Source organism: Aquabacterium humicola (genome assembly GCF_030167915.1).
GTDB classification, from domain to species: domain Bacteria; phylum Pseudomonadota; class Gammaproteobacteria; order Burkholderiales; family Burkholderiaceae_C; genus Pseudaquabacterium; species Pseudaquabacterium humicola.
On the sequence record NZ_JARGNB010000001.1, the window covers coordinates 1,989,876 to 2,003,323 of the forward strand.

General features: G+C 67.0%; 12 protein-coding genes and 4 tRNA genes. All 16 read right to left on the minus strand.

What is annotated here, in order from left to right; genetic code table 11:
• Positions 1-20 precede the first annotated feature (20 nt).
• Positions 21-4,142 (minus strand): DNA-directed RNA polymerase subunit beta, encoded by a 4,122-nt coding sequence (rpoB, locus tag P1K89_RS08865; protein WP_284616012.1) that lies wholly within the window; start codon positions 4,140-4,142, stop codon positions 21-23.
• A 299-nt stretch (positions 4,143-4,441) separates the two neighbouring features.
• Entirely contained in the window at positions 4,442-4,819 is a 378-nt protein-coding gene (gene rplL / locus P1K89_RS08870) for a 50S ribosomal protein L7/L12 (RefSeq protein WP_284616013.1), read from the minus strand.
• A gap of 49 nt (positions 4,820-4,868) precedes the next feature.
• Positions 4,869-5,399: a 50S ribosomal protein L10 gene (gene rplJ / locus P1K89_RS08875; RefSeq protein ID WP_284616343.1), complete on the minus strand. Its 531-nt coding sequence runs from the start codon at positions 5,397-5,399 to the stop codon at positions 4,869-4,871.
• A 315-nt stretch (positions 5,400-5,714) separates the two neighbouring features.
• Entirely contained in the window at positions 5,715-6,410 is a 696-nt protein-coding gene (rplA, locus tag P1K89_RS08880; protein ID WP_284616014.1) for a 50S ribosomal protein L1, read from the minus strand.
• 1 nt (position 6,411) lies between these two features.
• The gene (rplK, locus tag P1K89_RS08885; RefSeq protein WP_284616015.1) at positions 6,412-6,843 is read right to left on the minus strand and encodes a 50S ribosomal protein L11; all 432 of its coding nucleotides are present in this window, start codon (positions 6,841-6,843) and stop codon (positions 6,412-6,414) included.
• Between the two features lie 126 nt (positions 6,844-6,969).
• The gene (gene nusG / locus P1K89_RS08890; protein WP_284616016.1) at positions 6,970-7,560 is read right to left on the minus strand and encodes a transcription termination/antitermination protein NusG; all 591 of its coding nucleotides are present in this window, start codon (positions 7,558-7,560) and stop codon (positions 6,970-6,972) included.
• A gap of 12 nt (positions 7,561-7,572) precedes the next feature.
• Entirely contained in the window at positions 7,573-7,959 is a 387-nt protein-coding gene (gene secE, locus P1K89_RS08895) for a preprotein translocase subunit SecE (protein WP_284616017.1), read from the minus strand.
• Positions 7,960-8,089: 130 nt separating this feature from the next.
• Positions 8,090-8,165 (minus strand) — tRNA-Trp (locus P1K89_RS08900).
• 15 nt (positions 8,166-8,180) lie between these two features.
• Positions 8,181-9,371 (minus strand): elongation factor Tu, encoded by a 1,191-nt coding sequence (gene tuf / locus P1K89_RS08905; protein ID WP_284616006.1) that lies wholly within the window; start codon positions 9,369-9,371, stop codon positions 8,181-8,183.
• 35 nt (positions 9,372-9,406) lie between these two features.
• Positions 9,407-9,481 (minus strand) — tRNA-Thr (locus P1K89_RS08910).
• A 55-nt stretch (positions 9,482-9,536) separates the two neighbouring features.
• Positions 9,537-9,610, minus strand: a tRNA-Gly gene (locus tag P1K89_RS08915).
• A 59-nt stretch (positions 9,611-9,669) separates the two neighbouring features.
• Positions 9,670-9,755, minus strand: a tRNA-Tyr gene (locus tag P1K89_RS08920).
• A gap of 81 nt (positions 9,756-9,836) precedes the next feature.
• Positions 9,837-10,562, minus strand: coding sequence for a uracil-DNA glycosylase (locus P1K89_RS08925; RefSeq protein WP_284616018.1), 726 nt, complete (start codon positions 10,560-10,562; stop codon positions 9,837-9,839).
• Entirely contained in the window at positions 10,559-11,347 is a 789-nt protein-coding gene (gene trpC / locus P1K89_RS08930) for an indole-3-glycerol phosphate synthase TrpC (RefSeq protein ID WP_284616019.1), read from the minus strand. The genes P1K89_RS08925 and trpC overlap by 4 nt, the downstream gene beginning before the upstream one ends.
• Positions 11,348-11,358: 11 nt before the next feature.
• Entirely contained in the window at positions 11,359-12,396 is a 1,038-nt protein-coding gene (gene trpD / locus P1K89_RS08935) for an anthranilate phosphoribosyltransferase (RefSeq protein WP_284616020.1), read from the minus strand.
• A gap of 5 nt (positions 12,397-12,401) precedes the next feature.
• Positions 12,402-13,448: a low-specificity L-threonine aldolase gene (gene ltaE / locus P1K89_RS08940; protein ID WP_284616021.1), complete on the minus strand. Its 1,047-nt coding sequence runs from the start codon at positions 13,446-13,448 to the stop codon at positions 12,402-12,404.

Consider the following 13,448-nt stretch of genomic DNA (forward strand, 5'->3'; position numbering starts at 1 on the left):
ATCTCTCCTGTTCCTGGTGATCAGTTGCGCTCGAGTTCCATGTCGATGCCGAGCGACCGGATTTCCTTGACGAGCACGTTGAACGACTCCGGCATGCCGGCGTCGATCGCGTGTTCGCCCTTGACGATGTTCTCGTACACCTTGGTACGGCCGTTCACATCGTCGGACTTCACGGTCAGCATCTCCTGCAGCACGTAGGACGCGCCGTAGGCCTCGAGTGCCCACACTTCCATTTCGCCGAAGCGCTGGCCGCCGAACTGCGCCTTGCCGCCCAGCGGCTGCTGGGTGACGAGCGAGTACGGGCCGGTGGAGCGGGCGTGCATCTTGTCGTCGACCAGGTGGTGCAGCTTCAGCACGTGCATGTAGCCGACGGTGACCGGACGCTCGAAGGCGTCGCCGGTGCGGCCGTCGTGCAGCGTGGCCTGGGTGCGGGTGGCGGTCAGACCCTTCTTCGCCGCGATGTCGTCCGGGTACGCGAGCTTGAGCATCGCGCGGATCTCGGCTTCGGCCGCGCCGTCGAAGACCGGGGTCGCGAAGGGCACGCCCTTGGCGAGGTTCTCGGCCATCTCGAGCACGTTGTCGTCGCTCAAGTCCTCGATCGATTCACTCTTGCCGCCGGACTTGTTGTACAGCTCGTCGAAGAACTTGCGCAGCTCGGCCACCTTGGCCTGTTGCTGCAGCATGTCGCCGATGCGCTGGCCGATGCCCTTGCCGGCCCAGCCGAGGTGGACCTCGAGCACCTGGCCGACGTTCATCCGCGACGGCACGCCGAGCGGGTTCAGCACGATGTCGCACGGCGTGCCGTCGGCCATGTACGGCATGTCCTCGACCGGCACGATCTTCGACACGACGCCCTTGTTGCCGTGGCGGCCTGCCATCTTGTCGCCGGGCTGCAGGCGGCGCTTGACGGCCAGGTAGACCTTGACCATCTTCAGCACGCCCGCCGGCAGCTCGTCGCCCTGCGTCAGCTTCTTGCGCTTCTCTTCGAAGGCGAGGTCGAAGCTGTGACGCGTCTGCTCGAGCGAGTTCTTGATCGACTCGAGCTGGTTGGCGATCTCGTCCTCGGCCGGGCGGATGTCGAACCAGTGGTACTTCTCGACCGAGGCCAGGTAGGCCTTGTCGATCGCGGTGCCCTTGGCGATGCGCTGCGGGCCGCCGTTGGCGATCTTGCCGATCAGCAGCTTCTCGATCCGGTCGAACGCGTCGGCCTCGACGATGCGCAGCTGGTCGTTCAGGTCGAGGCGGAAGCGCTTCAGCTCGTCGTCGATGATCTGCTGGGCGCGCTTGTCGCGCTGGATGCCTTCACGGGTGAAGACCTGCACGTCGATGACCGTGCCCATCGTCCCCTGGTCGACGCGCAGCGACGTGTCCTTCACGTCGGACGCCTTCTCGCCGAAGATCGCGCGCAGCAGCTTCTCTTCCGGCGTCAGCGTGGTCTCGCCCTTCGGCGTGACCTTGCCCACCAGCACGTCGCCGGGGCTGACCTCGGCGCCGATGTAGACGATGCCCGACTCGTCCAGGCGAGCGAGTTGCTGCTCGGACAGGTTCGGGATGTCGCGCGTGATTTCCTCGGGGCCCAGCTTGGTGTCGCGGGCCATCACCACCAGCTCCTCGATGTGGATCGAGGTGTAGCGGTCTTCTGCGACGACGCGCTCGCTGATCAGGATCGAGTCTTCGAAGTTGTAGCCGTTCCAGGGCATGAACGCGACCAGCATGTTCTGGCCGAGCGCGAGCTCGCCCAGGTCGGTCGACGCACCGTCGGCGACGACGTCGCCGGAGGCGACCTGGTCGCCGCGGCGCACGATCGCACGCTGATGGATGTTCGTGTTCTGGTTCGAACGCTGGTACTTGATCAGGTTGTAGATGTCGACGCCGACTTCACCGGCCACCGTCTCGTCGTCGTTGACGCGGATGACGATGCGGTTGGTGTCGACGTAGTCCACGACGCCGCCGCGGCGGGCCGTGACGACCGTGCCCGAGTCGATCGCCGCAACGCGCTCGACACCGGTGCCGACGAAGGCCTTTTCCGGACGCAGCACCGGCACGGCCTGACGCTGCATGTTGGCGCCCATCAGCGCGCGGTTCGCATCGTCGTGCTCGAGGAAGGGCACCAGCGACGCGGCCACCGACACGATCTGCGCCGGCGCGACGTCCATGTACTGGATGCGCTCGGGCGAGGTCAGCACCGATTCGCCGTGCTCGCGGGCGGAGACCAGCTCGTCGGTCAGCGTACCGGCGGCGTCGAGCGACGCGTTCGCCTGCGCGATCACGTACTTGCCTTCTTCGATCGCCGACAGATAGTCGATCTGGTCGGTGACCTTGCTGTCGACCACGCGGCGGTACGGCGTCTCGAGGAAGCCGTACTCGTTCAGCCGTGCGTACAGCGCGAGCGAGTTGATCAGGCCGATGTTCGGACCTTCCGGGGTCTCGATCGGGCAGACGCGGCCGTAGTGCGTCGGGTGCACGTCGCGCACTTCGAAGCCGGCGCGCTCGCGCGTCAGGCCGCCCGGGCCCAGTGCCGAGACGCGACGCTTGTGCGTGATCTCGGACAACGGGTTGGTCTGGTCCATGAACTGCGACAGCTGGCTCGCCCCAAAGAACTCCTTCAGCGCCGCGGAGATCGGCTTGGAGTTGATCAGGTCGTGCGGCATCAGCGCATCGGTCTCGGCCTGGCCGAGGCGCTCCTTGACGGCCTTCTCGATGCGGGCGAGGCCCGAGCGGTACTGGTTCTCGGCCAGTTCGCCCACGCAGCGCACGCGGCGGTTGCCCAGGTGGTCGATGTCGTCGACATCACCGCGGCCGTTGCGCAGCTCGACGAGGATCTTGACCACGTCGAGGATGTCCTCGTTGGTCAGCGTCATCGGGCCTTCGGGCGCATCGCGGCCGACGCGGGCGTTGAATTTCATACGCCCGACGCGGGACAGGTCGTAAGTGTCCTCGTTGTAGAACAGGCGGCCGAACAGGGCCTGCACGGCGTCTTCCGTCGGGGGCTCGCCGGGGCGCATCATGCGATAGATGGCTACGCGCGCGGCGAGCTCGCTGTCGGTCTCGTCACCGGCCAGCGTCTGGCTGATGTAAGCCCCCTGGTCGAGTTCGTTCGTGAACAGGACCTGGATGTCCTTGATGCCGGCGGCGCGCAGCTTCTTCAGCAGCGATTCGGTCAGCTCGTCGTTGGCCTTGGCAACGATCTCGCCGGTGTCCGGGTCGACCATGTTGCGGGCGACGATGCGGCCGATCAGGAAGTCCTCGGGCACCGAGATGAAGCGCGTCTCGGTCTGCTCGAGCTGGCGGACGTGGCGCGCGGTAATGCGCTTGTCCTTCTCGACGATGACCTTGCCTTCCTTGTCGGTGATGTCGAAGCGGGCGACTTCACCGCGCAGGCGGTCGGCGACGAATTCGAGCTGCGCGCCCGAGTCCATCAGGCGGAAATTGTCGAAGACGAAGAAGTGGGCGAGGATCTGCTCGGGATTCAGGCCGATGGCCTTCAGCAGGATCGTCACCGGCATCTTGCGGCGGCGGTCGACGCGGAAGTACAGCACGTCCTTCGGGTCGAACTCGAAGTCCAGCCACGAGCCGCGGTACGGAATGATGCGGGCCGAGAACAGCAGCTTGCCTGAGCTGTGCGTCTTGCCCTTGTCGTGCTCGAAGAACACGCCCGGCGAACGGTGCAGCTGCGAGACGATCACGCGCTCGGTGCCGTTGACGATGAAGGAGCCGTAATCGGTCATCAGGGGCACTTCGCCCATGTAGACCTCCTGCTCCTTGATCTCCTTGACCACCTTCGCCGGCGCCGACTCGCGGTCGTAGATGATCATCTGCAGCCGCGCGCGCACGGCGGCAGCGTAGGTCAGGCCCCGCTGCTGGCACTCGCGCACGTCGAACGGCGGCTTGGCGATGTTGTATTCGATGAACTTCATTTCGACCATGCCGTTGTGCGACACGATCGGGAACGCCGAGAGGAACGCGGCCTGAAGGCCTTCGGGTTTGCGCTTCTGCGGTGCCGCGTCGTTCTGCAGGAACGCGACATAAGCCTCGCGTTGCATCGTCAGCAGATAGGGGACGTTCAGCACGCTCGCGCGCTTGCCGAAGCTCTTGCGGATGCGCTTGCGCTCGGTGTAGCTGTAGGGGGTGGTTTGCGCCATGAAAACTCCGTGTCGATCGATGCCCCCGGCCGGTGGGTGCACGTCTCGCGTCGGCGACTGGCACTCGAAGCCTTGCGCCTCGAAGCTTGGTGGCTGGCCACTACCAGCCGCTGGCGGACAACCCCGGCGTTGCACCGGAGCCCGACCAAACCGGTTCTCTGCAGTCGGTTCAGAGAACACTTGGAAAAGCCCTCGAGGATACCCTCATTGACTTTTTCAAGTGCCCTCCAGGGCTTAGCCCTGAAGCGCAAAAGGCTGGCAGCCGAAATCCGGCCGCCAGCCCCACGCAGGACGAGCGATTACTTGAGCTCGGCCTTGGCGCCGGCTTCCACCAGCTTCTTGACCGCGGCTTCGGCGTCGGCCTTGGGGATCGCTTCCTTGACGGGCTTCGGCGCGCCGTCCACCAGGTCCTTCGCTTCCTTCAGGCCGAGGCCCGTCAGTTCGCGCACGGCCTTGATGACGGAGACCTTGTTGGCGCCGGCTTCGAGCAGCATCACGTTGAACTCGGTCTTCTCTTCCGCGGCGGGAGCCGCGGCGCCACCGCCACCGGCGGCCGGGGCGGCCATCGCGGCGGCGGACACGCCGAACTTCTCTTCAATGGCCTTCACCAGGTCATTGAGTTCCATCACGGACATGCTGTCCATCGCAGCCAGGAAGGCGTCTTTGTCGAATGCCATTTGAGATTCCTCGATTCAGTTGATTCGGTTGATTGGTTGCGGCGCGGCCTCAGGCGGCAGCAGCGGCCTCGGCCGGGGCTGCGGCTTCTGCGCCGCCGCCCTTCTGCTCGGCCACGGCAGCCAGCACGCTGGCCAGTCGCTGGATCGGCGACTTCAGCAGGCCGGCGACCTGGGCGATCAGCACTTCGCGGCTCGGGATGGCTGCCAGGGCCTTGACCCCATTGGCATCCAGCGCACGGCCGGCGTAGGCGCCGCCCTTGACGACCAGCTTGTCGTTGCCCTTGGCGAAGTCAGCGATGACTTTCGCGGCAGCGACCGCGTCTTCGGAAAAGCCGTAGATCAGCGGGCCGGCCATGCTCTCCGCGGCCACCTCGAACGGCGTACCCGCGACAGCGCGACGAGCGAGCGTGTTCTTCAGCACGTGAAGATAGACGCCCTTGTCGCGCGCATCGCGGCGCAGCTTGTTCAGGTGTTCGACGGTGAGGCCACGGTACTCGGCCAGCGCGAGCGTCTGCGAACGGGCCACCTGCGCGGCGACGTCCGAGATCACGGCTGCTTTCTCGTTGCGATTGAGACTCAAGGTCTGCTCCTCACAAATACGCGCCGGAAGCCCCGTCTCCAGGGCACCCGGCGCACCCGGGTTGCAGCGACCAAACCTTCCAGTCCACCGAATCACCGGCCGCGACACGAGGTCGAGGCCGCCGAATCACTGTCCTTCAGGTGGGACCGCCATCTGCGCTGGCCGAGGTCAGATGACCTCGATTAAGGCGCCCGCCCGTCGGAACGGGCTGGCGTCGCCAGCGGTCTTGGATGACCCGCCGCCGACCAAGGCCGGCGACGGCCACCAATCTGTACGGTCGCGCGCAAGACCGGGCGCACGACCGTGTTGTTCACATCAGGCCGACAGCGACGCCATGTCGACGCGCACGCCGACGCCCATGGTCGAGGACACGGCCAGCTTGCGCAGGTAGATGCCCTTGCTCGAAGCCGGCTTGGCCTTCGTCAGCGCTTCCAGCAGCGCCGCCAGGTTGCCCTTGAGCTTGTCGTCGTCGAACGAACGCCGGCCGATCGTGCCGTGGATGATGCCGGCCTTGTCGACGCGGAACTGCACCTGGCCCGCCTTCGCGTTCTTCACCGCGGTCGCGACGTCCGGCGTCACGGTGCCGACCTTCGGGTTCGGCATCAGGCCGCGCGGGCCGAGGATCTGGCCCAGCGTACCGACGATGCGCATCGTGTCCGGCGACGCGATCACGACGTCGAAGTTGATGTTGCCGGCCTTGATCTCGGCGGCCAGGTCGTCCATGCCGACGAGGTCGGCGCCGGCAGCCTTGGCTTCCTCGGCCTTCGCGCCCTGGGCGAACACCGCGACGCGCTTGGTCTTGCCGGTGCCGTTGGGCATCACGACCGCGCCGCGAACGACCTGGTCGGACTTCTTGGCGTCGATGCCGAGTTGCACCGAGACGTCGATCGATTCGTCGAACTTCGCGGTGGCGTGGGTCTTCACCAGCGCCAGCGCGTCATTGATGCCGTACAGCTTGATCGAGTCGATCTTGCCGACTTGCGCCTTCTGCTTCTTCGTGAGCTTGGCCATGTCAGACACCCTCCACCACGAGGCCCATCGAGCGGGCCGAACCGGCGATCGTCTTGACCGCGGCATCCATGTCGGACGCGGTCAGATCCTTGATCTTGACCTTGGCGATTTCCTCGAGCTGCGCCCGCGTGACCTTGCCCACCTTTTCGAGGTGCGCGCGACCCGAGCCCTTCTCGATCTTGGCGGCCTTCTTCAGCAGCACGGTCGCCGGCGGCGACTTCAGCACGAAGGTGAAGGACTTGTCGGCGTACGCGGTGATGACCACCGGCAGCTTCAGGCCCGGCTCGTAGCTCTGCGTCTGGGCGTTGAACGCCTTGCAGAACTCCATGATGTTCAGGCCGCGCTGACCCAGCGCAGGACCCACCGGCGGCGAGGGGTTGGCCTTGCCCGCCGGAATTTGCAGCTTGATGAAGCCGACGATTTTCTTTGCCATGAAAGGCTCCTCGAGTTCAAGCGCCCCGCCGGATTCACACCCGGGCCGGAGCTCCTCGTCCGTTTGCGACCCTGTTCGATATCAGCAGGCAAGCGCCGGGTCGCGCCGCGCCTGCTGCCGTGAAATTCAGACCTTCTCGACCTGCGCGAAGTCCAGCTCGACCGGCGTGGCACGACCGAAGATCGTGACCGACACGCGGACCTTGGACTTCTCGTAGTTGACTTCCTCGACCGCGCCGTTGAAGTCGGTGAACGGGCCTTCCTTGACCCGCACCAGCTCGCCGACCTGCCACTCGACCTTGGGCCGCGGCTTTTCCAGACCTTCCTGCATCTGGTTGACGATCTTCATGACCTCGGCTTCCGAGATCGGCGCCGGACGGTTCTTCGCGCCGCCGACGAAACCGGTGACCTTGCTGGTGTGCTTGACCAGGTGCCAGGACTCGTCGTCCATCAGCATCTCGACCAGCACGTAGCCGGGAAAGAAGCGGCGCTCGGTGACCGACTTCTTGCCGTTCTTCAGCTCGATGACTTCTTCGGTCGGCACCAGGATGCGGCCGAACTTGCCCTGCATGCCGGCGCGGTCGATGCGCTCGCGCAGGTTGCGCTCGACGGCCTTCTCCATGCCCGAATACGCGTGCACGACGTACCAGCGCATCGGGTTCGACGGCGCGGCACCGGTGTCAGCGTCGGGGGTGGCGGGTTGTTGCTGTTCGCTCATGTTGCAGACCTCTTAGCGCCGCCAGCCCAGGATCAGGTCGAAGATCAACCATTCCAGCGTCTTGTCCGTCAGGAACAGGAACAGCGCCATCACGACGACGAAGGCGAACACGTAGCCCGTCATCTGTATCGATTCCTTGCGCGTCGGCCACACGACCTTCTTGACTTCGCGCACCGAGTCGCGGCCGAAGGCGATCAACTGCTTGCCGGACTCGGAGGTGAAGAAGGTGACCACGGCCAGCGCCAGCACCGCCAGCAGCGCGAGCACGCGCAGCCACAGATCCTGCTTGCCCAGCAGATAGAACGCCGCGACGCCGGCGATCACCAGCACGCCGGCGGCGGCGAGCTTGGCCTTGTCCGCGCCGGAGGAGACGGTTTCGACTTGCGTGTTGGTGGCCATGTTCGGGTGCGATGCGCTCTTTCGGGAGCGCCCATCAAGAGCCAAGGCCCGCAAAGGCTGTTGAGAGCCTGCGGGCCGTGCCGTTCAGGATCGAAAGAGGACTGTCGTGACCGCTTTCAGAACCGTTCGGTGGCAGGGGCAGAGGGAATCGAACCCCCAACCTTCGGTTTTGGAGACCGACGCTCTGCCAATTGAGCTATACCCCTGCGGTTCGTGCTTCGTTACTCGATGATCTTGGCCACGACGCCGGCGCCGACGGTACGGCCGCCTTCGCGGATCGCGAAGCGCAGACCTTCTTCCATCGCGATCGGCGCGATCAGCTTCACCGTGATGCTGACGTTGTCGCCAGGCATCACCATTTCCTTGTCCTTCGGCAGCTCCACCGCGCCGGTCACGTCCGTCGTGCGGAAGTAGAACTGCGGGCGGTAGTTGTTGAAGAACGGCGTGTGACGGCCGCCTTCTTCCTTGCTCAGCACGTACACCTCGGCCGTGAAGTGCGTGTGCGGCTTGATCGAGCCCGGCTTGCACAGGACCTGACCGCGCTCGACTTCCTCGCGCTTCGTGCCGCGCAGCAGGATGCCCACGTTGTCGCCCGCCTGGCCCTGGTCCAGCAGCTTGCGGAACATCTCCACGCCCGTGCAGGTCGTCTTCTGCGTGGCCTTGATGCCCACGATCTCGATTTCTTCGCCGACCTTGATCACGCCGCGCTCCACGCGACCCGTGACCACCGTGCCACGACCCGAGATCGAGAACACGTCTTCCACCGGCATCAGGAACGCGCCGTCGATCGCGCGCTCGGGCGTCGGGATGTAGCTGTCCAGCGCATCGGCGAGCTTCATGATCGCCTGCTCGCCCAGCGGACCCTTGTCGCCTTCCATCGCCAGCTTCGCGCTGCCGTGCACGATCGGGGTGTCGTCGCCGGGGAAGTCGTACTTCGACAGCAGCTCGCGCACTTCCATCTCGACGAGCTCCAGCAGCTCGGCGTCGTCGACCATGTCGCACTTGTTCAGGAACACGATGATGTACGGCACGCCCACCTGGCGGGCCAGCAGGATGTGCTCGCGCGTCTGCGGCATCGGGCCGTCAGCGGCCGAGCACACCAGGATCGCGCCGTCCATCTGCGCCGCGCCCGTGATCATGTTCTTCACATAGTCCGCGTGCCCCGGGCAGTCCACGTGCGCGTAGTGACGGTTCGCCGTCTCGTACTCCACGTGCGCCGTGTTGATCGTGATCCCGCGCGCCTTCTCTTCCGGCGCCGCGTCGATCTGGTCGTACGCCTTCGCCTCGCCGCCGAACTTCGACGCCAGCACCGACGTGATCGCCGCCGTCAGCGTCGTCTTGCCATGGTCCACGTGACCGATCGTGCCCACGTTCACGTGCGGCTTGGTCCGTTCGAACTTGCCCTTTGCCATGTTGTGCGCTCCAGGAAAAACTTGCTATGAGAGGGTGGTGCCCATGACGCGGATCGAACGCGTGACCTCTCCCTTACCAAGGGAGTGCTCTACCACTGAGCCACATGGGCATCGACACAGGTCTGGGCTCTTCTGAAACGAACCCAGACCCGTATCGACGGATGCTGGAGCGGGAGACGGGAATCGAACCCGCGTCATTAGCTTGGAAGGCTAAGGTTCTACCATTGAACTACTCCCGCCTTGCCAGGCCGGCTGCGAGGCCCGCCGGCCGCGCAACAAACCTTCCGAAACTTTTCGCTGGTGGAGGAGGCTGGATTCGAACCAGCGTAGGCGTAAGCCAACAGATTTACAGTCTGCCCCCTTTAGCCACTCGGGCACCCCTCCGCAGCGAGCCCGCGACTATAGCAGATCCGGCCGCGCCGGCAACGGTGGCCCTGGTGCCGCGCGCGTCGTACCTGCAGGCGCTCAGCGCGACCAGTCGATCGGCACGCCGCCCGGCTGCCCCGCGAGGAATTCGCCGGTGGCGCCGAAATGGCCGCAGCCCAGGAAGGGCACCGGCGGCCGTCGCGCCGACAGCGGCGACGGATGGTTCGCCATCAGGACCTTGTGCCGACCGCCGCCGACCGCGTCGATCAGGGGCGCTTTCGCCTGCGCATGGGCGCCCCACAGCAGGAAGATCTTGCCCGCCGGGTCGGCCGCGGTCGAGCGGATCAGTGCATCGGTCAGCGCTTCCCAACCGCGCTTCGCATGCGAGGCCGGCCGGCCGTCCTCGACCGTCAGCACCGTGTTCAGCAGCAGCACGCCCTGCTCGGCCCAGCCGCCGAGGTGGCCGCCGGCCGCGCGCTGGATGCCCAGGTCGCGCGCCAGTTCGGCGAGCATGTTGCGCAGGCTGGGCGGGACCGTGACGCCGGCCGGGACCGAAAACGCCAGCCCTTCGGCCTGACCGGGTCCGTGGTACGGATCCTGGCCGAGGATCACCGCCCGCACCGCCGCCCGCGGCGTGCGCTCCAGCGCGGCGAGCACCCGTGCCGGGTAGATGACGGCGCCGGCGGCGCGCCGCGCTTCGACGAAGCGGATCAGCGCCTCCCCGGCAGCGCTCGACCGCCACGCGTCGACCACCGGCTTCCAGTCCGACGGCACCCGGTCGAGCACCGCGGGCAACGGCTCGGCCAGCCGGTTGTCGACGATCATCCGAACAGCGCCGCCAGCGCCGCGCCGGGGTCGGCGGCGCGCATGAACGCCTCGCCGACCAGGAAGGCATGCACGTCGGCGGCCCGCATGCGCTGGACGTCCGCCGGCGCCAGGATCCCCGATTCGGTGACCAGCAACCGGTCCGCCGGCACCCGCGCCTTCAGTGCCAGCGTCGTGTCCAGCGACACCTCGAACGTGCGCAGGTTGCGGTTGTTGATGCCGACCAGCGGCGTCTTCAGACGCAGCGCCCGCTCGAGCTCGTCGCCGTCGTGCACCTCGACCAGCACGTCCATGCCGAGCCGCTGCGCGCAGTCCTCGAGCTCGGCCAGACGCGCATCGTCGAGGCAGGCGACGATCAGCAGGATGCAGTCGGCGCCCATCACCCGCGCCTCGTAGACCTGGTAGGGGTCGACGATGAAATCCTTGCGGATCACCGGCAGCACGCAGGCGGCACGGGCTTCGCCCAGGTGCGCGGGGCTGCCCTGGAAGAAGGCACGGTCGGTGAGCACGCTGATGCACGCGGCGCCGTGGCGCGCGTAACTCGCGGCGATCTCGGCCGGCACGAAGTGCTCGCGGATCACGCCCTTGCTCGGGCTGGCCTTCTTGACCTCGGCGATCACCGCCGGCAGCCCGGCGGCACGCTTGGCGCGCAGCGCGTTGGCGAAGCCGCGCGTGTCGCGATGGCTCTCGGCCTCGGCGCGCAGCGACGCGAGGTCGCGCTGCGCGCGGGCCGCGGCGATTTCCTCGTGCTTGACGGTGACGATGCGCTGCAGGATGTCGGACATCGCACCCGTCCTCAGGCCGCCGGCTTGAGCCGGTTCGTCACCGCGACGAACTGGCTCAGCTTGGCCGCGGCGGCGCCGGAGGCCACCGCCTCGCGCGCGCGCTTGACGCCCTCGACCACCGTGCCCGCCACGCCGGCGGCGTACAGCGCGGTGCCGGCGTTGAGCAGCACGATGTCGCGCACCGGCCCGTCCTCGTTGGCCAGCGCCCGCTGGATGCACTGCACCGACTCGTCCTTGTTCGCCACGCGCAGCACGCGCGAGTCGTAGACCGGCAGCCCGAAGTCGCTCGGATGCACGACGTACTCGCGCACCTCGCCGTTCTTCAGCTCGCCGACCAGCGTCTCTCCGGACAGCGACACCTCGTCCATGCCGTTCATGCCATAGACGACCAGCACGTGTTCCGAGCCCAGGCGCTGCAGCACCCGCACCTGGATGCCGACCAGGTCCGGGTGGAACACGCCCATCAGCTGGTTGGGCGCGCTGGCCGGGTTGGTCAGCGGGCCCAGGATGTTGAAGATCGTGCGCACGCCGAGTTCCTTGCGCACCGGCGCGGCATGCTTCATCGAGGCATGGTGGTTCGGCGCGAACATGAAGCCGATGCCGGTCTCGGCGAGGCAGGTGGCGACCAGCTCGGGCGACAGGTTGATGTTGGCGCCCAGCGCCTCCAGCACGTCGGCCGAGCCCGAGGTCGACGACACGCTGCGGCCACCATGCTTCGCAACGCGCGCCCCGGCCGCGGCGGCGACGAAGGTCGACGCGGTGGAGATATTGAAGGTGTGCGAGCTGTCGCCGCCGGTGCCGACGATGTCGACCAGGTGCGTGCGGTCGGCCACGACCACCGGCGTCGCGAACTCGCGCATCACCTGCGCCGCCGCGGCGATCTCGCCGATGGTCTCCTTCTTGACCCGCAGGCCGATCGACAGCGCGGCGATCATCACCGGCGACATCTCGCCGCTCATGATCCGGCGCATCAGCGCCAGCATCTCGTCGTGGAAGATCTCGCGGTGCTCGATGACGCGGGTCAGCGCTTCGGTGTTGGTGATCGCCATGGTGATCAGGCCTTCGAGGTGGATAGGATGTCGCGCAGCACATGCACCGCGCGCTCGATGTCGGCGCGGTTCACGTCGAGGTGGGTAACGAAGCGCAGGCGATAGAGCCCGGTGAAGCGCACGCCGCGTGCGGCGGCGGCGTTCACCAGCGCCTGCGGGTCGCGGCCCTTGTCGATGTCGACGAAGACGATGTTGGTGTCCGGCGGAACGACCGTCACGCCCGGCAGGCCGGACAGGCCTTCGGCCAGCAGGCGGGCGTTCGCATGGTCTTCGGCGAGACGCGCCACGTGGTGGTCGAGGGCATGCCTGGCCGCCGCCGCCAGCAGGCCGGCCTGGCGCATCGCCCCGCCGGCCATCTTGCGGATGCGCCGCGCGCGCGCGATCAGCTCGGCCGAGCCGACCAGCGCCGAGCCCACCGGCGCGCCCAGCCCCTTGCTGAAGCACACCGATACGCTGTCGTACAGGTCGGCGATCTGGCGCGCATTGACCATCGGGTCGCCGCCCATCGCCACCGCGGCGTTGAACAGCCGCGCGCCGTCGAGGTGCGCCGAGAGCCCGCGGCTGCGCGCCAGCGCGGTCGCGGCGCGCTGGTAGTCCATGGCCAGCACCTTGCCGCCGATCGTGTTCTCCAGGCACAGCAGGCGCGAGCGCGCGAAGTGCGGATCGTCGGGCTTGATCGCCGCTTCGATGTCGGCCAGCGCCAAGGTGCCGTCGGACTGGTTGTTCAGCGGCTGCGGCTGGATGCTGCCGAGCACCGCGGCGCCGCCGGCCTCCCAGCGGTAGGTGTGCTGCATCTGGCCGACGATGTATTCGTCGCCGCGCGCGCAATGCGCCATCAGCGCGCACAGGTTGCTCTGCGTGCCGGTCGGCAGGTAGAGCGCCGCTTCCTTGCCCAGCAGCGCCGCGACATGGTCCTGCAGCGCGTTGACGCTCGGGTCGTCGCCGAACACGTCGTCGCCGAGCGGCGCGGCCATCATCGCGGCGCGCATCGCGTCGGTCGGCTGCGTGACGGTGTCGCTGCGCAGGTCGATGGTCTTCAGGGTACTGCTCAT

Bases quoted from the DNA above. Each gene is read 5' to 3' on its own strand.
- rplK (WP_284616015.1), bottom strand. From the start codon at position 6,843: ATGGCAAAGAAAATCGTCGGCTTCATCAAGCTGCAAATTCCGGCGGGC.
- secE (WP_284616017.1), bottom strand. From the start codon at position 7,959: ATGGCCACCAACACGCAAGTCGAAACCGTCTCCTCCGGCGCGGACAAG.
- nusG (WP_284616016.1), bottom strand. From the start codon at position 7,560: ATGAGCGAACAGCAACAACCCGCCACCCCCGACGCTGACACCGGTGCC.
- P1K89_RS08925 (WP_284616018.1), bottom strand. From the start codon at position 10,562: ATGATCGTCGACAACCGGCTGGCCGAGCCGTTGCCCGCGGTGCTCGAC.
- rplA (WP_284616014.1), bottom strand. From the start codon at position 6,410: ATGGCCAAGCTCACGAAGAAGCAGAAGGCGCAAGTCGGCAAGATCGAC.
- rpoB (WP_284616012.1), bottom strand. From the start codon at position 4,142: ATGGCGCAAACCACCCCCTACAGCTACACCGAGCGCAAGCGCATCCGC.
- ltaE (WP_284616021.1), bottom strand. From the start codon at position 13,448: ATGAGCAGTACCCTGAAGACCATCGACCTGCGCAGCGACACCGTCACG.
- rplL (WP_284616013.1), bottom strand. From the start codon at position 4,819: ATGGCATTCGACAAAGACGCCTTCCTGGCTGCGATGGACAGCATGTCC.
- trpC (WP_284616019.1), bottom strand. From the start codon at position 11,347: ATGTCCGACATCCTGCAGCGCATCGTCACCGTCAAGCACGAGGAAATC.
- tuf (WP_284616006.1), bottom strand. From the start codon at position 9,371: ATGGCAAAGGGCAAGTTCGAACGGACCAAGCCGCACGTGAACGTGGGC.
- trpD (WP_284616020.1), bottom strand. From the start codon at position 12,396: ATGGCGATCACCAACACCGAAGCGCTGACCCGCGTCATCGAGCACCGC.